21 protein-coding genes, 1 tRNA gene and 1 pseudogene are annotated in these 19,835 nt (G+C 65.6%); 13 read left to right on the top strand and 10 right to left on the bottom strand.

Going from position 1 to position 19,835, the window contains the following annotated elements:
- Positions 1 to 8: 8 nt before the first annotated feature.
- The gene (locus I3J27_RS09175; RefSeq protein ID WP_270167939.1) at positions 9 to 1,046 is read right to left on the bottom strand and encodes a class 1 fructose-bisphosphatase; all 1,038 of its coding nucleotides are present in this window, start codon (positions 1,044 to 1,046) and stop codon (positions 9 to 11) included.
- A 119-nt stretch (positions 1,047 to 1,165) separates the two neighbouring features.
- Between I3J27_RS09175 and I3J27_RS09170 the strand changes: the two genes are divergently transcribed.
- Positions 1,166 to 2,143, top strand: coding sequence for a LysR family transcriptional regulator (locus I3J27_RS09170; protein WP_270167938.1), 978 nt, complete (start codon positions 1,166 to 1,168; stop codon positions 2,141 to 2,143).
- 226 nt (positions 2,144 to 2,369) lie between these two features.
- Here I3J27_RS09170 and I3J27_RS09165 read toward each other — a convergent pair.
- Together I3J27_RS09165 and rfbC are read right to left on the bottom strand one after the other, a co-directional pair.
- A pseudogene (locus tag I3J27_RS09165) lies at positions 2,370 to 3,267 on the bottom strand (NAD-dependent epimerase/dehydratase family protein).
- The gene (rfbC, locus tag I3J27_RS09160) at positions 3,264 to 3,788 is read right to left on the bottom strand and encodes a dTDP-4-dehydrorhamnose 3,5-epimerase (protein ID WP_270167937.1); all 525 of its coding nucleotides are present in this window, start codon (positions 3,786 to 3,788) and stop codon (positions 3,264 to 3,266) included. The pseudogene I3J27_RS09165 and the gene rfbC overlap by 4 nt, the downstream one beginning before the upstream one ends.
- A gap of 154 nt (positions 3,789 to 3,942) precedes the next feature.
- Between rfbC and I3J27_RS09155 the strand changes: the two genes are divergently transcribed.
- Positions 3,943 to 5,175: a class I SAM-dependent methyltransferase gene (locus tag I3J27_RS09155; RefSeq protein ID WP_270167936.1), complete on the top strand. Its 1,233-nt coding sequence runs from the start codon at positions 3,943 to 3,945 to the stop codon at positions 5,173 to 5,175.
- Between the two features lie 10 nt (positions 5,176 to 5,185).
- On the opposite strand, the gene I3J27_RS09150 is transcribed toward I3J27_RS09155, so the two are convergent.
- The 4 genes from I3J27_RS09150 to I3J27_RS09135 all read right to left on the bottom strand — a co-directional run bounded on the left by I3J27_RS09150 (position 5,186) and on the right by I3J27_RS09135 (position 7,962).
- A complete protein-coding gene (locus tag I3J27_RS09150; RefSeq protein WP_270167935.1) occupies positions 5,186 to 5,395 on the bottom strand; it encodes a hypothetical protein in 210 nt (69 codons plus the stop codon).
- A gap of 136 nt (positions 5,396 to 5,531) precedes the next feature.
- The gene (locus I3J27_RS09145) at positions 5,532 to 5,951 is read right to left on the bottom strand and encodes a DUF4118 domain-containing protein (protein ID WP_270167934.1); all 420 of its coding nucleotides are present in this window, start codon (positions 5,949 to 5,951) and stop codon (positions 5,532 to 5,534) included.
- 142 nt (positions 5,952 to 6,093) lie between these two features.
- Positions 6,094 to 7,287 carry an MFS transporter gene (locus tag I3J27_RS09140; protein ID WP_270167933.1) on the bottom strand — a complete coding sequence of 398 codons (1,194 nt, stop codon included), beginning with the start codon at positions 7,285 to 7,287 and terminating at the stop codon, positions 6,094 to 6,096.
- A 54-nt stretch (positions 7,288 to 7,341) separates the two neighbouring features.
- Complete coding sequence (locus tag I3J27_RS09135; RefSeq protein ID WP_370691947.1) at positions 7,342 to 7,962, bottom strand: TetR/AcrR family transcriptional regulator; 621 nt, start codon at positions 7,960 to 7,962, stop codon at positions 7,342 to 7,344.
- A gap of 1,144 nt (positions 7,963 to 9,106) precedes the next feature.
- Between I3J27_RS09135 and I3J27_RS09130 the strand changes: the two genes are divergently transcribed.
- Positions 9,107 to 9,331, top strand: coding sequence for a hypothetical protein (locus I3J27_RS09130; protein WP_270167928.1), 225 nt, complete (start codon positions 9,107 to 9,109; stop codon positions 9,329 to 9,331).
- 339 nt (positions 9,332 to 9,670) lie between these two features.
- Complete coding sequence (locus I3J27_RS09125; protein ID WP_270167926.1) at positions 9,671 to 9,997, top strand: hypothetical protein; 327 nt, start codon at positions 9,671 to 9,673, stop codon at positions 9,995 to 9,997.
- Positions 9,998 to 10,036: 39 nt separating this feature from the next.
- Here I3J27_RS09125 and I3J27_RS09120 read toward each other — a convergent pair whose 3' ends face one another.
- Positions 10,037 to 10,336 (bottom strand): hypothetical protein, encoded by a 300-nt coding sequence (locus tag I3J27_RS09120; protein WP_270167924.1) that lies wholly within the window; start codon positions 10,334 to 10,336, stop codon positions 10,037 to 10,039.
- A 234-nt stretch (positions 10,337 to 10,570) separates the two neighbouring features.
- Positions 10,571 to 10,647 (bottom strand) — tRNA-Pro (locus I3J27_RS09115).
- A 50-nt stretch (positions 10,648 to 10,697) separates the two neighbouring features.
- On the opposite strand from I3J27_RS09115, the gene I3J27_RS09110 reads away from it, so the two are divergent.
- The 7 genes from I3J27_RS09110 (at position 10,698) to I3J27_RS09080 (ending at position 17,902) form a co-directional block, all read left to right on the top strand.
- Positions 10,698 to 11,705: an L-threonylcarbamoyladenylate synthase gene (locus I3J27_RS09110; protein WP_270167922.1), complete on the top strand. Its 1,008-nt coding sequence runs from the start codon at positions 10,698 to 10,700 to the stop codon at positions 11,703 to 11,705.
- Between the two features lie 98 nt (positions 11,706 to 11,803).
- Entirely contained in the window at positions 11,804 to 13,231 is a 1,428-nt protein-coding gene (locus I3J27_RS09105) for an FAD-binding oxidoreductase (RefSeq protein ID WP_270167920.1), read from the top strand.
- Positions 13,228 to 13,659, top strand: coding sequence for a GNAT family acetyltransferase (locus I3J27_RS09100; RefSeq protein ID WP_270167918.1), 432 nt, complete (start codon positions 13,228 to 13,230; stop codon positions 13,657 to 13,659). The genes I3J27_RS09105 and I3J27_RS09100 overlap by 4 nt, the downstream gene beginning before the upstream one ends.
- Complete coding sequence (locus tag I3J27_RS09095) at positions 13,656 to 14,237, top strand: NUDIX hydrolase (RefSeq protein ID WP_270167916.1); 582 nt, start codon at positions 13,656 to 13,658, stop codon at positions 14,235 to 14,237. The genes I3J27_RS09100 and I3J27_RS09095 overlap by 4 nt, the downstream gene beginning before the upstream one ends.
- A gap of 115 nt (positions 14,238 to 14,352) precedes the next feature.
- On the top strand, positions 14,353 to 15,450 hold the full coding sequence (locus I3J27_RS09090) for an ISAs1 family transposase (RefSeq protein WP_270161936.1): 1,098 nt from the start codon (positions 14,353 to 14,355) through the stop codon (positions 15,448 to 15,450).
- A 292-nt stretch (positions 15,451 to 15,742) separates the two neighbouring features.
- Positions 15,743 to 16,672 (top strand): glycine/sarcosine/betaine reductase selenoprotein B family protein, encoded by a 930-nt coding sequence (locus I3J27_RS09085; protein ID WP_270167914.1) that lies wholly within the window; start codon positions 15,743 to 15,745, stop codon positions 16,670 to 16,672.
- Positions 16,673 to 16,708: 36 nt separating this feature from the next.
- A complete protein-coding gene (locus I3J27_RS09080) occupies positions 16,709 to 17,902 on the top strand; it encodes a CaiB/BaiF CoA transferase family protein (protein WP_270167912.1) in 1,194 nt (397 codons plus the stop codon).
- 125 nt (positions 17,903 to 18,027) lie between these two features.
- Here I3J27_RS09080 and I3J27_RS09075 read toward each other — a convergent pair whose 3' ends face one another.
- A complete protein-coding gene (locus tag I3J27_RS09075) occupies positions 18,028 to 18,792 on the bottom strand; it encodes an SOS response-associated peptidase (protein WP_270167911.1) in 765 nt (254 codons plus the stop codon).
- Between the two features lie 63 nt (positions 18,793 to 18,855).
- Between I3J27_RS09075 and I3J27_RS09070 the strand changes: the two genes are divergently transcribed.
- Both I3J27_RS09070 and I3J27_RS09065 read left to right on the top strand, forming a co-directional pair.
- Complete coding sequence (locus I3J27_RS09070) at positions 18,856 to 19,356, top strand: hypothetical protein (RefSeq protein ID WP_270167910.1); 501 nt, start codon at positions 18,856 to 18,858, stop codon at positions 19,354 to 19,356.
- 18 nt (positions 19,357 to 19,374) lie between these two features.
- Positions 19,375 to 19,809, top strand: coding sequence for an NUDIX hydrolase (locus I3J27_RS09065; protein WP_270167909.1), 435 nt, complete (start codon positions 19,375 to 19,377; stop codon positions 19,807 to 19,809).
- Positions 19,810 to 19,835 lie beyond the last annotated feature (26 nt).

Genomic DNA, 19,835 nt, shown 5'->3' with positions numbered 1-19,835 from the left:
TGCCTCGCTCACAACCGGAAGAAGCCGCGCCGCGCGAACAGCGGCGCAGAGACGCTGGCGACCAGCAGCGGATCGCAGTGCAGTTCCTCGACCCGCCGCACCTCGTTGCTCGATCCCATGATGAGCGGCACGCGCTGATGCAGGCTTTGCGCCGACAGGTCGAGGATGCGGTCGCGCCCGGTCGTGGCGGAGCCGCCGGCCTGCTCGATGATGTAAGCCATCGGGTGCGCCTCGTAGACGAGGCGCAGGCGGCCGTCGCCATAGCCGGGACGCGCGTCCGAGGGATAGAGGAACACGCCGCCGCGGGTGAGGATGCGATAGGCTTCCGCAACCAGCGAACCAACCCAGCGCATGTTGAAATTGTGGTTGGCCGGTCCTTCGACGCCGGCAAGACATTCGTCGACGAAGGCACGCACCGGGGATTCCCAGTGCCGGCGGTTCGACGCATTGATCGCGAATTCCTCGCACGCCTCGGCGATCTGCGCACCGCTGCGCGCGAGACGGAAGCAGCCGGACTTGCGGTCGAGCGTGAAGATGTCGACGCCGTCGCCGAGCGTCAGCACCAGCGAGGTCTGCGGGCCGTAGGTGACGAACCCCGCCGCAAGCTGCACCGATCCGCGCTGATGGAAGGCGAGAGCGAGATCATCAGGCGCGGGCAGGATCGAGAAGATCGTGCCGACGGTCATGTTGATGTCGATGTTGGACGAGCCGTCGAGCGGGTCGATCGCAACGCAGATCTTCGCCGCACGGTCGCCGATCTGCGGCTCGCGCATCTCCTCTGACGCCAGCGCCGCGATCGGCAGCTTGCCGAGGCAGCGGCGCAGGATGGCGTCGGCCTGCACGTCGAGATCGCGCTGGATATCGCCGTCGCTGTTGCGGCCGGTGGTCAGGCCGGAGGCGTCCGCGAGATCGCCGGTGGCGACGAGGTCGGCGATCTCGATCGCCGCTGCCGCAATCGCGTCGACTGCCGCCGCCACGGCCAGCGCATGCGGCGCCGTCTCGGAATACCGTTGAAGGTGGTCGTCCAGCCTGAGTTGCCCGGTCATCTGCGTCCATCCCCTTGCGGTCGCCGCATCCAGTTCCCTCCCCTCTGGAGGTCGGTGCGGTCGGTCCCGGCACGAGGAGATTGACAGCGGCGGCTTAATAAGGAAAATTTCTATTCATAATGGTCGCCAAAGAATTTTCTTATAATGGCCCCGGCCATGCGGCAGCCCAGCTCCGGCATCTGACGATCCGGCAGCTTCGTTCGCTCGCGGCACTCTCGGCCAAGGGCAGCGTCACGGCGGCCTCGAGCCAGCTCGGCCTGACCCAGCCGGCCGTGACCCAGCAGCTCCGCCAACTTCAGGACCTTGCAGGCTTGCCGCTGGTGCAGCGGACCGGCGACGGCATGCTGCTGACGGAGGCCGGCCGGGAAGTTCTGGCCCTGGCCGAGCGCGTCGAGGCCGCGATCATGGACTGCCAGGGCGCGCTCGACCTGCTCGCAGGGCGGACCGGCGGCACGGTGCATCTCGGCGCGGTCTCGACCGCGAAGTACTTCGTGCCGCATGCGATCGCGGCGTTCTCCAAGCGCTATCCGAAGATCGAGATCAAGCTCACCGTCGGCAACCGCGAGGACATCCGCGAGGCCATGCACGGCTACGACCTCGATTTCGCGGTGATGGGTCGGCCACCGGCCGACGTCAGCGTCGACGTCCGTCAGCTCGGGCGCAATCCGCACATCATCGTCGCCCGCAAGGGCCACTGGCTGGAGAAGGATTCAGGCCTCAGCCTCACCGACCTCGTCCACGAGACCTTCCTCACCCGCGAGCCGGGATCGGGCACGCGGACGCTGATGGAGGGCATGTTCCAGAAGTCGGATCTGGAGCCGATCATCGGCATGGAGATGAGCAGCAACGAGACGATCAAGCAGGCGGTCATCGCAGGGCTCGGCATCGCCTTCATCTCGGCCCACACCGTCGCGCATGAGCTCGCAGAGGGCCGCCTCATCGTGCTCGACGTTGCCGGCCTGCCGATCGTCCGGCAATGGTACGTGATCCGCCGCAGCGACAAGGTGCTGCTGCCGCCGGCGCAGGCGATGTTCGATTTCCTGGGCTCCGAGGGCTCGAACTATCTGCCCGAAGTGCCCGAGTTCAGCGGGCTATAGCCCGCTAATACTCACCCCATCAGCTTCATGGCGATGGTCGCGGCAAGGATCACGATGATCTGGAGCAGACGCTCCGTCGTGAAGATGCGGTTGAAGGTGATCATCGCTTGCCCCGGCCCAATTGAAGGAAATCTGGGCGCGTTGCTAGCACACGCGGGCAGCGAGACAACACCGTAATTGCCACGGGTGCTGTTTTGCCGTGCGCTCACGGCGAGGCAACGGCACGTCACCCCCTCCCCGGCAGGCGATCGAGCCACCATGCGAGAGCGCGGTCAGCGCCCTCCGCAAATCCAATGACCGGCACGCCCGCAGTCACGCTGCGGAGGCGGCCAACATCGGCGGCAATGATCGGCGCGGCGTCGACGCCCGTTGCATCGACGGTGCCGAACCTGACCAGGTGCTGTGCACCCACGCGATCGGCGAAATGCTCGACCACGCTGCGCAGGCTGCGCGGCTCCCCGCTGGCGAGATTGACTGCGCCGATCAGCTCGCTGTCGAGGACGGCGGCGATCATCTGCGCGAGGTCCTCGACATAGACGACGTCGCGAAGCTGCGCGCCATGCGAGCAGGCGAAGTCCTGTCCTGCGCGGAGGCTCCGGATCAGCGATGGGATGAGACGCGCGTCCGGCTCGTGCGGGCCGAACGGGAAAAACACGCGGCCCCAGGCCGCCCGGGCCGCGATGTAGGCTTCGGCGGTAGCGAACTTGGCTTGTCCGTACAGGGTCGTGGGCCGGCATACGCTGGTGCCTTCATCGCACAAGCCGGTTTGCGGCCCGTATTCGAGGCAGCTTCCGATCCCGAGGATCCGGACGACACCGCCTGCTTGCGTATGTGCAAGCAGGTCGATGCTCGCCTCCGCCCAGAGCCGGTTGACGGGGTCGTCGCGATAACGCCCTGGCCGCGCTTCCCAGGCGAGATGAACCAGATGCGTCGGCGTCGCGGCGGACAGCACGTGAGCACGGCCGTCATCGGTCAGCAGGTCGGCCGCGTGCCATGTCAACACCGGCCGTCTGCGGCTGCGGCGCGCGCGCAACGCCGTGGACCTCGTAGCCGTAATCGAGCAGCACAGGCACCAGCGCACGGCCAATGAATCCGGACGCGCCTGTGACCAGCACCCGCTTCATGTGAGATAGGGCAGCGCACGGTCGCGCGCGGACAGAATGGGATCGGCAAGCGGCCAGGCGATCGCCAGCGACGGATCGTCCCAGCGAATGCCGGCCGCGGCTTGCGCGTCGTAAGCCACGTCGATCTGGTACATCAGCTCGGTGCCGTCGACGAGCGTCTGGAAGCCGTGCGCGCATCCGGCGGGAATGAACACGGCATTGTGGCTGATGGCAGCGAGCTCGACCGAACACCATTGTCCATAGGTCGGCCCCGATCGGCGCAGGTCGACGATCACGTCGAAGGCGCGGCCGGCAACGCAGCGCACCAGCTTGGCCTCCAGCCCTCCCGCCTGGTAGTGCAGGCCGCGCAAGGTGCCGGCGCGTTCGTTGTGAGACAGGCTGTGCTGCGCGAAATGCGTCGGCAGGCCGTGCGCCGCGAAGGCCTCAAGGTCGAACAGCCGCGCGAAGAATCCGCGCGCATCGATCTCCGGTTCGATCCCGATTTCCAACACCCCCGGCAGTTTCAACGGGGTGAACTTCATGTCAGGCGCCCCCTCGTTGCGGCGCCGTTCGCGCCCATCCTTCCCCGAACGCAATTTGCTTTTTCGTTGCATCGCGCACGGCGATGTCGGAACGTCTGTGGTTCCGGAGGAATCACTAGCAGCCGACGCAGAGCGGCACAACAAGGCGCCCCCCATGGCCAGGCATCGATGCCGCTTCTGCGTCGAGAGGCTCGACGAAACCTTCGTCGATCTCGGCCTGTCGCCTTTGGCGAATTCCTTCGTGCCGCCCGAGCGCGCGGACGCCCTCGAGCCCGCCTATCCGCTGCACGCCTATGCCTGCCGCGGCTGCGGACTGGTCCAGCTCCCGCAGTTCGAGCCGGCGGCGAACATCTTCGACCGGTATCTCTACTACTCCTCCTATTCCGAGAGCTGGCTGCGGCACGCGGAGGCCTACGCCAATGAGATGATCGTTCGTACCAACCTCAACGCGGCATCGGAGGTGATCGAGATCGCCAGCAACGACGGCTATCTCCTGCAATATTTTCTGCGCGCCGGCCTCCGCGTGCTCGGCGTCGAGCCAGCCGGCGGACCTGCGGCCGCTGCACGCGCCCGGGGCATTACGACCCAAACCTGCTATTTCGGCCGCGATACCGCCGCAGCCCTCCGCGCCGAAGGCCACAGCCCCGACCTGATCGTCGCCAACAACGTGCTGCCGCACGTCCCTGACATCAACGACTTCGTCGCGGGCCTGCGCATTCTCCTGCCCGACACCGGGCGCATCACGCTGGAGCTCCCGCATCTGCTACAGCTGATCGAGCAGGTGCAGTTCGACACGATCTATCACGAGCATCTGTCGTACTTCTCGCTCGCGACCCTCGAGACGGTTTTTCGCGCGCATGGCCTGCACGTCTTCGATGCGGAGGAGTTGCCGACGCATGGCGGCTCGCTGCGCCTGCACGTCTGCACGGACGCTGCGCATCGCAAGTCTTCATCCGCGCTCGATACGTTGCGCCGGCGCGAGGCGATGGCGCGGCTTGGCGAGCCCGAGACCTATCTTGATTTTCAGCAGCGCGTTGCGACGAAGCGCGCGATGATCCGCGACTTTCTTCGCGCGGCGCGGCGCGCGGGCAAGTCGGTGCTGGCCTATGGCGCGCCCGCGAAGGGCAACACGCTGCTCAATTATTGCGGCGTCACGCGCGAGATGATTCCGTTCACCGTGGATCGCAATCCGCACAAGCAGGGCCTGCTGCTGCCGGGGACGCATCTGCCGGTCCGCGATCCCGCAGCGCTGGTCGCGGCGAGGCCCGATTACGTCTTCATCCTGCCCTGGAATCTGAGGGACGAGGTCATCGCCCAGCTGGCGGAGGTCCGCACGTGGGGCGGGCAGTTCGTGGTGCCTGCGCCCGATCTCACCATCGTGCCGTGATGGTTAACGATCAGGCCGCGAGCGGGCCGGCGTAATCCGCGCGCGTCGCGAAATAGGCTTCCAGCTCCGACAGCGCCCGCGCTTCCCACTCGCTCGCCTGCTCCAGCAGCGACCAGCGCTGGCCGGGGCGGAATGCAGCGGTCTGGCGATAGAGCGATGCGATGCCGCGATAGCGGCGCACGTTCTCAAAGATGGCATGACCGTTGATTTGGCCGTTCATGTCGAAAACTCCCTCGTATTCCCGGGGGAGAAACTGCGGCCAAATCTTTTTCGAAAAGTTAGCGCCGCGCGGCAAGCTGTCGAATGGTTGCCGGACTGTTGCGCGGGCGCAACGCAGCTTCCCGCGCGCGGCCGGTTTATTGCGAATTCGTTGCCGCGCTCTCGCCCGACCGCTTCAGCCCGCCGCGGCTGATCATGGCCATCGTCTCGCGGCAGAGATCGGCGAGGCCGATCAGCAGCACGGCGAGCAGGCAGAACAGGTTGATGGAATCCGTGTTGGCGCTGGTCAGGGAATTGAACTCGAAGAAAGGCGGGATGAAAGCCCACCACACCAGCGGAATGGTGAGCAACGCGGCGAACGCCGCCGCCGGTGCGCCCGCGACGAGGCCGAGCACGAACAGGCCGGGCAGGAACGCCGCGAAATAGAGCTTTGCGCCGAACGCGACGCAGACGCCTTCAAGCGCGGCCGACGCCGCGATGACGACAAATCCCAGCAGAAATGCCTGCCACGACCATGGCCGTACTCGCGGTACGCCAACCAGTCCCGCACGCCTCATCAGCCTCCCCCTGCCGCCCGTTAACCGGGCCCGCTTGCGACCAAAGTACTACAGCCGCCGCGAAACCGCGAGACGGAAATCTTACGGTCCGGGGCCTCGTATCCAGGGCTTGGTAAACGGGCGAGAGCACACAATCGTACCACTACTCTGTTGCCGCATAGATCAGGCCCGCAACGGGCAGCGCAAGGCCAATGGCCGATGCCAGCATCCAGCCGCCCAGCGCGAAGGCGAAGGCGCCGATTGCGGAGCCGGCCGCGCCGGCCGCGAAGAACGTCGCCATATAGAGGCCGTTGAGGCGGCTGCGGTGCTCGTGCCCGAGCACGAAGATGGCGCGGAAGCCGAGCACGACATTGCCATGCACGCCGATATCGATCGCGATCGCGGCGACGACCAGGCAAGCGAGGTTCAGCATCGTGCCGGGCGCGCCGACATAGGTCACGAGGAATCCGCCGGCGGTGAGCAGCATCGCGACCAGCGTCGTGATTCGGCTATGGCCACTGTCCGCGAGCCGTCCCGCGATCGGGGCTGCGAACACGCCGGCGACACCGGCCAGTGCGAACAGCGCGATGCCGCGCTGGGAGAAGCCGAATTCGCCCGCGAGCTGAAGCGGCGCCACCGTCCAGAACAGGGTGAAGGCGCCGAACAGGCTCGCCTGATAGAGCGCACGGCGCCGCAGCAGCGGCGTGGTCCGGGCCAGATGCGGCATCGACAGCAGCAGCGTGCCGTAATGCATGCGCGCGACCGGCTTGCGCTTCGGCAGCGTCATCCACAGCACGGCGGCGAGCACGATCATCAGCGCGGCCGAGACGAAGAACACCGCGTGCCAAGACAGCGCTGCGGTGACGAAGCTCGACACCGGCCGCGCCAGCATGATGCCGAGCATCAACCCGGTCGAGACGTTGCCGACCACGCGGCCGCGGATGGCGTCAGGTGCGAGATGCGCGGCGTAGGGAATGATGATCTGCACCGCGACCGAGCCGAGCCCGATGAACAGCGCGGCGATCAGGAACGGCAGCGCGTGCGTCGCGAACGCGGCGGCGAGCAGGGCTGCCGCGCCGAGCATGATGACGGAGCAGATCAGCGCGCGGTTCTCGACGAGGTCGCCGAGCGGCACGATGAACAGAAGCCCCACGCCGTAGCCGATCTGCGTCATGGTGACGATCAGCCCGCTGGCTGCGTGCGACAGGCCGAGCGCGGCGCTGATCGGGGCGATCAGCGGCTGGGCATAGTAGATGTTGGCGGCGACCATGCCACAGGCCGCGGCCAGCACGAAGGTCAGTCGCTGCGACACCGCATCCGGCCCGGGCGCGGTCTCGATCGTGGCATTCATCGTCATGACGTGCGGCCTCCTGGAAGATCGGGAACGATCATTCCCTAATATGGCAAGAAATCAGGTGAGCAGTTTCATCGCGACACCGACCAGGCGCATCCCGTCGAGCGGCAGGCGCGCCTTGCCGACGACGCGCAGGCCCTGCGTGATGCAGATCATCAGACGCGCCGTGTCGTCGGCCGCGACATGGTCCGGAATCGAACCGTCGGCCTGGCCTTCGCGGATGAGGCCGGCGATGAAGCTCTCGTTGCTCTTGAGCTGGGCGCTGACGCGGGCGCGGATCACCGGATCGACCGCCGACAGCTCGACGGCGCTGCCGACCACGATGCAGCCGCGGCGCCCTTCGTTGCCCTGCGAGTGCTCGACATAGGACTCGAGCACCAGACGCAAGCGTTCGCGGCCATTGGCACCGCGCGCGGCCGCGCTGCGGGTCTGCTCCCCGCGCACCATGGCATAGCGCTCGAAGGCGGCGACGAACACGGCGTGCTTGTCGCGAAACGCCTTGTAGACGCTGCCGGTGGCAAGCCGCATCGCCGCGGTGAGATCTCCGATCGAGGTGGCATGATAGCCGCGCTCGCAGAACACCCGCACCGCCCCGTCGAGGGCGGTGTCCATGTCGAACTCCCGGGGACGGCCGGGTGGCTGGGCAGCAGGCGGGGAGCGGCGGGCGGTTTTTTGCATTGCGGGATAATAGGGAATGATCGTTTCCGAATAAAGACACGGAGTTGTGAATGGGGATAAGGTTCGGCAGCGGCGTCATCAGGTCTCGTGTCCCGGACGCGCTGCGGCATGTAGTGGTGCGGCGCTGCGTCCGGGGCACGAGAGCGGCGTGTGGGCCACGCCCTCTCCACATCGTCATTGCGAGGAGCCCTTGCGACGAAGCAATCCAGAATCCCTCTGCAGAAAGACTCTGGATTGCTTCGCTTCGCTCGCAATGACGGCGTATGAGGCAGCAGCGTCGCTCTTCCAGCTCGCATTTGAATTTGCAGACATGCTTTCGCATCCTCGCGACGCATTCCGCCCGAGCTTTGCTTCATCTCTCCCCTCTTGAGCCAAGAGGGCGCAGGGAAGGCCGGGTGCTGACCTCGCACCCGCGGTCCGCTGCGCGAAGATGTAGCGCAGGAAACCGCACAGCAGCATACAGGTGGTGCCAATCACTCGGCCTTCCCTGCGCGATGGTCGGACGGCTTATGCCGTGCTCTCCCGGGAGCCGAACTTTCCCTCTGGCCTCCCTCGCCTTCGCGAATTGGATGATGCTGTCCGCCCGGTTGGGCTCGCACACACCTCCGCGAAAGCTTGACCGTAGCAACGACGGCCAGGACCACACGGTTTTGCCGTACGCACGGCCCGCCATTTCGCCGCAGTTTTCCCGGCCCTGTCGACGGAGCCGGAAACTTACAGACGAGACGAAGCCTGACAGCGCCGTTCGTCCGCACACGGTTTCGGGCTCACAGGGACTACCCGCCCTGCCCGCTCCATCTCGTGCCGACGCTGCCGCGTCCACCGCAAGCCCGGCTCGCGAAAATGACGACCACAAGATCGCCCCTCAAGGATGAGCCGGGATGGGCGACACATACGACAAAACCGAATTTCGGTAAAGCGGAATATTTTCACGCGTGCGGATTGACAGCCTTGCAGGTGTTTTGCCCGTCGGGCAACGCGATGATCTCGCCGAAGCCTTTTCGCCCGACCGCGCGCCAAATGTCCGGGAACTTTCGTTGCCAATCTGCAACGGTTCCCCACGGACTGAAGACGGACAAAACAAACTCCCATTCCGGCCACGAACCGCTCTCACAACGCCGTGAGATAAGCCAAGGGAACTACGATGCGTGCACAGCGCGTTTGGAAAGTGAATGGGACCGCCAGCGTCTCGCAGCTCCAGTCGAGACTGGACGATCTGAACAAGCGGCTCGGTCAGCTCGAAAGCCAACATCCGGAGAGCTGGAAGGTCGAAGAACTGAGATCGAGCGCGCTCAGCCTGTCACGCGAGATCGACGACATCCGCTGCGCCGAGGCGACGGCGGCATTGAGCGAACTGCTGCGGAAGTAGTCCGGTCCTGGCAATTCGACAGCCTGTAGGATGGGTAGAGCGAAGCGAAACCCATCAAATTCGGGACGAAGGTGATGGGTTTCGCAAGGGCTCTACCCATCCTACGAACCTAGCGATTCGACTTCGCGCGGAGGAACCAACGCCGCGCACCGCCATTTCCATGGAAGCATGGAGCAAAATCATGACCAGGCACCTGACGCGAGCCGATCTCGCACGCGGTGTGGCCGGCGCGGTGTCCACGCTGGTCCTGTGCGCGACGGCGGCCTTCACCATCGCGCGCCACTTTGCACTTTGAAGGATTTGGCGCTTTGAAGAATTTGGCGCTGTGAGGAATTTCACATGACGTCCGACCCCGAGGAATCGGTGAGGCTGCAAGGCTACGGCGAGATGACGCTGCGCACGGCCGTCGCGACCCTGATGGCGCTCGCGCCGCGCGAGCGATCCGACGCCGCCATCTTCCGCGTCCGCGATGGTGTACGGCTTGCCTCGAGCGAGGTTGCCGAGCTCGCCTCGGAGTGGGGCATGACGCCGATGGCGGAGGTCAGGTCGCCAAAGCTCGTCCCGGAACAGCACTGGCAGGACATCGTTCGCGACATGGTCCGCGAGGCGCCGCTGCCGTCGCTGATGGTGGCGTTTCTGGTGGGCGTGCTGGTGGCGCGAAGATAGGCGACGTAGTCGTCAAGGCCTGGAATGCGGCCAGTGTCTCTACTGCGGCGACTTCGTGCCGCGCTCTCTTAGCCTGTCGATCCATTCTCCGTTTAGACCATCGAGTGCATCTTCGATTGGCCAGTCGGGAGATGTCTCAATTAGATGAAGCAGCGCCCACGCGAGCCCGAAGCAGTCGTCTGGCCCAAACAATCGTACCAGTGCCCTTGCCTCATCATCCGTAATGGGTGTCTGCACCTCGGCGAGCAAAGCTTCCAGTTCCCGCAGCGCCGGCGTGGTGGCGACATTTGAGCTGGGCAATGAACCGATTTGAACAAGGCGTTGAATGGCCGCCTGCATTAACCGCTTACTCCGGTCGGCTACAGGTTGCAGGATCCGGAGCCAAACAGGGGTCTCTTCTATCGAGGGCCTGAACTGACAGCCCCCCGGAAATCGCAGCCATGCCGCCGCAGCAAGCGCCCCTGCCCGGCCAAATCGGCCGTGGACCCGCCCCGAAAATCGTTGCAGAAAGGGCTCCCGAGGCCCCGGCGGCCGGTCCGCCAAGCCTCTGGAAAACGTCGACTTTTGGAAGATTGGTCGGAGTGGCAGGATTCGAACCTGCGACCCCTGCGTCCCGAACGCAGTGCTCTACCGGGCTGAGCCACACTCCGACAAGAAGGCGGCTTATAGCGGCGGGTTCGGCGCACTGCAAGCGGCCGGCATGAGGAATTTTATCCCTGTGAAAACGGGACTTGAAACGCTGATTTTACCGGCCGGCGAGGCCGGCGCGGACGCCGCCGCCCGGACCTTGGCCGTCGGGGGGCTGGTCGCGTTTCCGACCGAGACGGTCTACGGGCTCGGCGCGGACGCCGCCAATGCCGCCGCGATCGCCCATCTCTATGCCGCCAAGGGGCGGCCGGCCTTCAATCCGCTGATCGCCCATGTCGCCGGCCTCGCGGCCGCCCAGGCGATCGGCCGGTTCGATGCGCGCGCCAAGAGGCTTGCGGAGGCGTTCTGGCCGGGGCCGCTGACGCTGGTGGTGCCGAAGACGGAGGGCTGCCCGGTGGCCGATCTCGCCACCGCGGGCCTCGACACGGTCGCGATCCGCATTCCCGCCCATCCGGTGGCGCAAGACATCCTGCGCGCCTTCGGCGGGGCCGTGGTGGCGCCGTCCGCCAACATTTCCGGCCATGTCTCGCCGACGCTGGCCGCCCATGTCGCAAGCGACCTTGCCGGGCGGATCGACCTGATCGTCGACGGCGGGCCTGTTACGGTCGGCGTCGAATCGACCATCGTCGGCTGCTTCGACGCGCCGATGCTGCTCCGCCCCGGCGGGCTGTCGCGGGAGCGGATCGAGGCCGTGCTCGGCGCGCCCCTGGCGCGGCCGCCGGTGGAGGCCGAGAGCGACGACAGCCAGCCGCTGGCGCCGGGCATGCTGGCCTCGCATTACGCGCCGCGCGCTCATGTGCGGCTCAACGCGCGCGAGGTGGCGCCGGACGAAGCGCTGCTGGCGTTCGGCCCCGCGCGCCTGCCCGGCGTGGATGCCGCCGCCGCTGTCATGAATTTGTCGCTCGCCGCTGATCTCGATGAAGCCGCCGCCAATCTGTTCGGCTATCTTCGCGCCCTCGATGCGAAGAGCCCGCGCACGATTGCTGTGATGACAATTCCCGAGGAAGGCCTGGGCGAAGCGATCAACGACCGGCTGCGCCGGGCTGCCGTGGCAAGATAGCGCATGATCCGGACCCGGCAGGCCGCGCTAGCGAAAAGTGTGTCGCGGTTTTCCGACAAGATCATGCGCAAGCGAATAAGAGCGAAGTAGAGACGAGAATGAACATCGACAAGCCTGCCACCCCTCCGCTAGCGCCCGAGCTGTTCGACCAATTCCGCAAGATCGTCGGCGACCGCCACGCGATCACCGATGCGGCCGACATCGAGGCCTACGTCACCGAGGAGCGCAACCTGTTCCACGGCCGCTCGCCGCTGGTGCTGCGCCCGGGATCGACGACCGAAGTTTCCGCGATCTGCAAGCTCGCCTCTGCACACAACATCGCGCTGGTGCCGCAGGGCGGCAATACCGGGCTGGTCGGCGGGCAGACGCCGCATAATGGCGAAGTCGTGGTGTCGCTGCGGCGGCTGGACAAGATCCGCGAGGTCGACACGGCGTCGAACACCATGACGGTCGAAGCCGGCGTGGTGCTGCAGATCGCGCAGGCGAAGGCATCCGACGCGGACAGGCTGTTTCCGCTCTCGCTGGGTGCCGAAGGAAGCTGCACCATCGGGGGGAATCTCTCGACCAATGCCGGCGGCACCGCCGCGCTCGCCTATGGCGTCGCGCGCGAGATGGCGCTGGGCTTGGAGGTGGTGCTGGCCGACGGCCGCGTGCTCAATTCTCTCTCGAAGCTGAAGAAGGACAACACCGGCTACAATCTGCACAACCTCTTCATCGGCGCAGAAGGCACGCTCGGCATCATCACGGCGGCGACGCTAAAACTGTTTCCGAAGCCGCGGGCGGTCGAGACCGCCTTCGTCGGACTAAACTCGCCGGCGGCTGCGCTCAAGCTGCTGACGATCGCGCAGAGCGAGGCGGCGAACGCGCTGACGAGCTTCGAGCTGCTGTCGGAGATGGCGGTCGATTTCTCGGTCCGCCACGGCATCGACGTGCGCGATCCGCTTCAACAGAAACATCCCTGGTACGTGCTGATGGAATTGTCCTCTCCGAGCGACGACGCCCGCACGCCGCTGGAGACGATCCTGGCCCGCGCCATGGAAGAGGAGATCGTCGACGATGCCGTGATCGCGGCCAACCTCACCCAGCGCAATAATTTCTGGAAGTTGCGCGAAGAAATGTCGGCGGCGCAGAAGCCGGAGGGCGGCTCGATCAAGCACGACATCTCCGTACCCGTTGCAGCCGTGCCCGCCTTCATCGCCGAGGCCGATGCCGCCGTGGTGAAGCTGATTCCGGGCGCGCGGCCGGTGCCGTTCGGCCATCTCGGCGACGGCAATCTGCACTACAATGTCAGCCAGCCGATCGGCGCCGACACCGCGGACTTTCTGGCACGCTGGCACGAGATGAACGCGGTCGTGTTCGAGATCGTGCTGCGCATGGGCGGCTCGATCTCGGCCGAGCACGGCATCGGCGTGCTCAAGCGCGACGAGCTGCCCGAGGTGAAGGACAAGACCGCGATCGAGCTGATGCGATCGATCAAGGCGATGCTCGATCCGCAGGGCATCATGAATCCGGGGAAGGTGCTGTGAAGACTCTCGAGGTCGACGCGATCAATGATTCCGACGTCGAGAACGTCGTCGCACTGTGGCAGCGCTGCGGCCTGACGCGGCCCTGGAACGATCCGCATGCCGACATCGCGCTCGCGCGGCGGCGCGACAATTCCACCATCCTGATCGGCCGCGATGGCGGCGCCATCGTCGCCACCATCATGGTCGGCCATGACGGCCATCGCGGCTGGGTCTATTACGTCGCCGTCGATCCCAACTGCCAGAAGCGAGGCTATGGCCGGATGGTCATGGCGGCAGCCGAGGACTGGCTGCGCGCGGCGGGCATTCTGAAGCTCCAGCTCCTGGTCCGGCGCGGGAATGCGCAGGCCAACGCGTTCTACGGGTCGCTGGGTTTCGAGGAATCGACATCGGTGATGTTCCAGAAATGGCTCGACGGAAGACAGCAATGACGATTTCCGACCGCGTCCGCATCAAGGACGTCCGCGTGCTCTCGGACAACTGGACGCCCCTGAAGACCACCACGTTCGAGTACAAGCGCGGCAATGGCGAGTGGCAGACGCAGCACCGCGAAACCTATGAGCGCGACAACGCCGCCGCCGTGCTGCCGTACAACCGCGCACGGCGCAGCGTGATCCTGGTGAAGCAATTCCGCCTGCCGGCGTTCATCCGCGGCTACGACGATCTGCTGATCGAAGCGGCCGCGGGCGTGCTGGACGACGCTGCCCCCGAGGTCCGCATCCGCGCCGAGGCCGAGGAGGAAACCGGCTATCGCCTGCACCACGTCGAGAAAGTGTTCGAGGCGTTCATGAGCCCCGGTGCCGTGACCGAGAAGCTGCATTTCTTCGTCGCCGAGTACGAGCCTTCCATGCGGGTCAGCGACGGCGGCGGCCTCGAACACGAGGGCGAGGACATCGAGGTGCTGGAACTGTCCATCGACGAGGCGCTGGCGATGATCGCCGACGGCCGCATCATCGACGCCAAGGCGATCATGCTGCTGCAATACGCGGCGCTGCATGTGTTCAGGTAGGTGACGCTCTTCACCCTCCCCTGGAGGGCAGGGGAATCGCATGTGGCTCTAAGGCATTGCGATTTGGAGAGAAATCGATTCTGAAGGTGGCTCCCGGAGTTGGAGAGGGCGACCGATGGATCGATTTTCGGAGTGCTTCGAAGACCTGCCCGACCCGCGTGCGGACAATGCGCTGCACGACCTGACGGAGCTTTTGTTCATCGCGCTGATGGCGACGTTGTGCGGAGCGACGAGTTGCACCGACATGGCGCTGTTTGCGCGGCTGAAGGCTTATCTTTGGCAGGACGTGCTGGTGCTCAAGCATGGCTTGCCGAGCCATGACACGTTCAGCCGAGTGTTCCGCATGCTCGATCCAAAAGCATTCGAGGCGGCATTCCGCCGCTTTATGGAAGCCTTCGCTCAAGGCGCGCAGATTGCACGGCCGCAAGGCGTGATCGCGTTGGACGGCAAGGCGCTGCGGCGTGGCTACGAGAGCGGCAAAAGCCACATGCCGCCGGTGATGGTGACGGCGTGGGCAGCGCAGACGCGCATGGCGCTGGCCAACGTTCTGGCGCCGAACAACAACGAAGCCGCCGGCGCTTTGCAACTGCTCGAACTCTTGCAACTCAAAGGCTGCGTCGTGACGGCCGATGCACTGCATTGTCACCGAGGGATGGCCAAGCAGATCGTGACGCAGGGCGGCGACTACGTGCTGGCGGTGAAGGAGAACCAGCCCGCCCTGCTGGCTGACGCCAAGGCCGCGATTGCCGCAGCGGCGCGCAAGGGGAAGAAGCCGGTTGCTACCGCCGATGCAGACCATGGGCGTAAGGAAAGACGCAGCGCGCTTGTCGTGCCCGTCAAAGACATGGCCGAGAAACATAACTTTCCCGCCCTCAAAGCTGTCGCCCGGATCACCAGCAAGCGCGGCAAGGACAAAGCTGTCGAGCGCTACTTCCTGATGAGCCAAAACTACAGTCGCACACAGGTTTTGCGCATCGTTCGCACCCATTGGACCATCGAAAACGGCCTGCACTGGCCGCTCGACGTCATCCTCGACGAGGATCTGGCCCGCAACCGCAAGGACAACGGTCCTGCCAACCTTGCCGTCCTCAGGCGACTTGCCCTCAACGTCGCCAGAGCTCACCCCGACAGCACCATCTCCTTGCGTCTCAAGCTCAAGCGGGCCGGCTGGAACGATGCCTTCTTCTTCGAACTCCTCGGCCACATGCGATAGCCCTGCCCTGGAGGGGGAGGGTCGATCGCGCGAAGCGCGAGCGGGGTGGGGTGATGGTCTCTCCGCAACGAACAGTGCCCGAGTGGAGCAATCACCCCACCCCGTCTCACATTTCGCTGCGCTCAATGTGAGCCGACCCTCCCCCTCCAGGGCCCTCCAGGGGAGGGTAAGTGGCAGCGTGCGCGCGGCACCATCTTCAACTGCAATTCTGACCTGCATCTTCCCACCCCCCGTTGAGCAACGCGAAAACTACCTCTAGTCTGGTCCCAACCAAGAACCAGGAGACGCGCCCATGTCCGCTTCGCGCGACGACGAATTCGGCTTTGCGCCCGACTACGATGCCCCCGTCCCCTACATGCAGCGCACGCGCGATTATTACGCGGCGATCGGCTACACCACGGCGTATCGCTGGGCGCACTACACCGCGGCGCCGTTCCAGCCGCTGAAGAAAACGCTGGCGCAGTCGCGGGTGACGATCATCACGACGGCCGCGCCGTACGATCCCACCAAGGGCGACCAGGGGCCGGGCGCGGCGTATAACGGCAGTGCGAAGTTCTACCAGGTCTATGACGGCGACACGTCGAAAGCGCACGATTTGCGCATCTCGCATATCGGCTACGATCGCAAGCACACCACGGCCACCGACAACGGCACCTGGTTTCCGCTGCCGCAGCTTTTGCAAGCGAGCGCCGCCGGGCGCATCGGCGAGGTGAGCCAGCGCTTCTTCGGCGCGCCGACCAACCGCAGCCATCGCGTCACGCTCGACACCGACGCGCCGGAGATTCTGGCGCGGGCCGTCGCTGACATGGTCGATGCCGCCGTGTTGGTGCCGAACTGCCCGGTCTGCCACCAGACCACCGCGCTGGTGGCGCGGCACCTCGAGGCCAACGGCATTCCGACCGTGGTGATGGGCTGCGCCAAGGACATCATCGAGCACGCCGCCGTGCCGCGCTTTTTGTTCAGCGACTTCCCGCTCGGCAATTCCGCCGGCAAGCCGCACGACGTCGCCTCGCAGGCGCAGACGCTCGAACTGGCGCTTCGGTTGCTTGAGAGCGCTAGCGGGCCGCAGACCACGATGCAGTCGCCGCTGCGCTGGAGCGAGGACGCCTCCTGGAAGCTCGACTACAACAACGTCGCGCAGCTCTCGCCGGACGAGCTGGCGCGCCGCCGCGCCGAATTCGACAAGCAGAAGGAGATCGCGCGCGGCAACCGCGCCGCCTGACGTCCTCCAATAACGATAATCAAGAGGGAGAGCGACGTGACGCGACCGTTCGAGGGCGTGAAGATCCTGGACTTCACGCAAGTGCTGGCCGGGCCCTATGCGAGCTACCAGCTCGCGCTGCTCGGCGCGGACGTCATCAAGGTCGAGCGGCGCGAGGGCGAGGACATGCGCCGCACGCCGCTCAGCCGCGAATGGGCCGAGCGTGGCCTCGCGCCGGCCTTCCAGGCCGTCAACGGCAACAAGCGCAGCCTGACGATGGACCTGCAAAAGCCGGAGGCGATCGCGATCGTGAAGAAGCTGGCGGCGCAAGTCGACGTCGTCATGGAGAATTTCCGCCCCGGCGTGATGGACAAGCTCGGCATCGGCTACCAGGTGCTGTCCGCGATCAATCCCAAGCTGATCTATTGCGCGGTCTCAGGCTTCGGCCAGACCGGCCCGGACCGCCTGCGGCCCGGCTATGACGGCAAGATGCAGGCGCTGTCAGGCATCATGGCGATCACCGGCCATCCCGAAACGGGACCGACACGCGCGGGCTTTGCAGTGTGCGACGTGCTCTCCGGCGCGACGGCTGCGTTCGGCGTGTCGAGCGCACTGTACCAGCGCGACCGCACCGGCAAGGGACAGCTCATCGACGTCTCCATGCTGGAGGCGACGATGGCGTTTCTCTCCGGCCAGATCGCGGACTGGTCGGTCGCCGGCCATCGCCAGCAGCTCTCGGGCAACCAGGCCGTCAGCCGCAGAACCACGGCAAACCTTTTCAAATGCGGCGACGGCCACATCCTGCTCGCGGTCAACAACGAGAAGCAGTATCGCGCGCTGATGGCTGCGCTCGGCCGCGAGGACACGCTGTCAGATCCGCGCTTTGCCGACTGGTTCGCGCGCAACGAGAACGAGCCGGCCCTGCGCGCCATCATCGAGGAGGCGCTCGCGGCAAAACCCGCGCGCGAATGGGAGACGATCCTGGAGGACGCCGGCGCGCCCTGCGCCAGCATCTGGAAGGTCGAGGAGGTGATCGACCATCCGCAAGTGAAGGCACGTGGTGCGATCCAGGAGCTGGATACGCAATACGGCCGCCTGCGCTTTGCCGGCAGCGGCTTCAAGCTCGCGCATGGTGGGGGGAAGCTCGATCGCATGGCGCCGGAGCTGGGCGCAGATACCGACGCGGTGCTGGGGGAGCTGGGTTTCGATGCGGCGGAGATTGCGGCGCTGAGGGCAAGGGAGGTTGTGTAGAACTCCCGCTGCCGTAGGGTGGGCAAAGGCGCAACGCGCCGTGCCCACCACCCATCCGCTTCTTCGGCGCGTAATGGTGGGCACGCTTCGCTTTGCCCACCCTACGGCAGCTACGGCGCCGGTGATCAGAACAACGACCCCTGCCCGTCATCCGCCGGGCCAGCCGCAACCTTCCGCGCGACCTTCTTCGGCTTCGCCGCTTCTGCCTCCGCCTCCATCTCCTCCGCGCTGATCGGCAGCAGCAATTGGTCGTCGTCGTTGGCGACGCGGTTGACGCGGGTGGAGACCGGATGCCAGGCGAATTCGCCGATGCGCGGGGCGGCCATCAGCGAAAGCACGCCCTCGACATCGTCGCCGCGGCAATCGAGCCAACGTTCGAAATCGCGCGGGCTGATGGTGACCGGCACGCGGTCATGCAGCGCGGCGAGATCCTCGCTAGCCGCCGCGGTGACGATCGCGACGGTATCGAGCTCCTCGCCGTTCGGCCCGATCCAGGTCTCGAACAAAGCGGCAAAGCCGAGCGGCTCGCCGTCGGCGCGGTGGATGAAGAACGGCTGCTTGCGGCCGCCCTCCGCCTTCCATTCGTAATACCCGTCGGCCGGGATCAGGCCGCGGCGCCGGCGAATCGCGTTTTTGAAAGCGGGCTTCTCCAGCACCGTCTCCGAGCGGGCGTTGATCAACAACGTAAATCCGCGGGGATCCTTGACCCAGCCCGGCAGCAGGCCCCAACGCATCAGGCGGAAATGGCGCGCACCGTTCTCGCTCCATACGACCGGAATCGGTTGCGTCGGGGCGACATTGTACCGAGACGGGAAATTCGGCTGCTCGATGTAGCCGAACAGTTGCCGTAAAGCCGCGGGGGCCGAAGTTATGACAAAGCGTCCACACATCCTTGGGCGTCTATATAGGGTCCGTTCAGGTCCTTTTAACCCCGAACGTTAACACTGCGGCGGATGAGCTCAATGGCCTCGCAATCCGCGCGGACGCATGTACAGACGGCCCCCGAGGCGCAAGCCTGGGCCGAACGGCTGCGCGTGGCCAACATCAACCCGCGAACCGGGCTTGCCACCGACTATCTCAACCATTTCAATGAAGCCGTGATGCTGCTGGAAATGGTTCCTGATATGCCCGAATGCGCGGAAGATTTTTTGACCTGGTCGCCGCTGTCCTATGCCGAACATTTCACGGCGTCGAATTTCAAGGCACGGGATCTGGCAATCGAGGCCTATGAGAAGGCCGATCCCAATGTGCGCGCCCAGTTCGACCACATCACCGACACCATGACCTCGATCCTGACAGCGGTCGGATCGGCGATGCGCGAGGTCGAGAAAGACACCACCCGCGTCCGCCTCGCCGAGCAGGCCACGGCATGGGTCAAGCCGCTGATCGCGGCATGCGGCGGCATCATCAATGGCGGCTCGGAAGCCGACATCGACACCATCATGGCGAACTGAGCCAGGGTCGTTGAAGCCATGTCTGCGGTCGTCCAGCCCACCCGTCCCCAGATCGCGGTCAGCGCGGCGATTTTTCGCGATGGCAAGGTGCTGCTGACCCGCCGCGCCCGCTCGCCCGCCAAGGGCTTCTATTCGCTGCCGGGCGGCCGGGTCGAGTTCGGCGAATCGCTGCATCAGGCCCTGAGCCGTGAGGTCGACGAGGAAACCGGCCTCAGCATCGAGATCGTGGACCTTGCCGGCTGGCGCGAGGTGCTGCCGGCCACGGCCGGCGCCGGTCACTATCTGATCATGTCCTTTGCCGCTCGCTGGGTGGCCAGGGAGCCCGTTCTGAACGACGAACTCGACGATTACCGCTGGATCGCCCCGGATGCCTTGGGCAGCCTCGGCGACCTCAAGCTGACCGGGGGGCTGGAGGACGTCATCCAGTCCGCCGCGCGCCTGATTGGCCCCTGACCCGCCCGCCTTGCGTCATCAGCCTC

This window comes from Bradyrhizobium xenonodulans, assembly GCF_027594865.1.
Taxonomy (GTDB): domain Bacteria; phylum Pseudomonadota; class Alphaproteobacteria; order Rhizobiales; family Xanthobacteraceae; genus Bradyrhizobium; species Bradyrhizobium xenonodulans.
The sequence above is the reverse complement of the archived record's forward strand: the minus strand, read 5'-3'. Positions and strand labels throughout refer to the sequence as shown.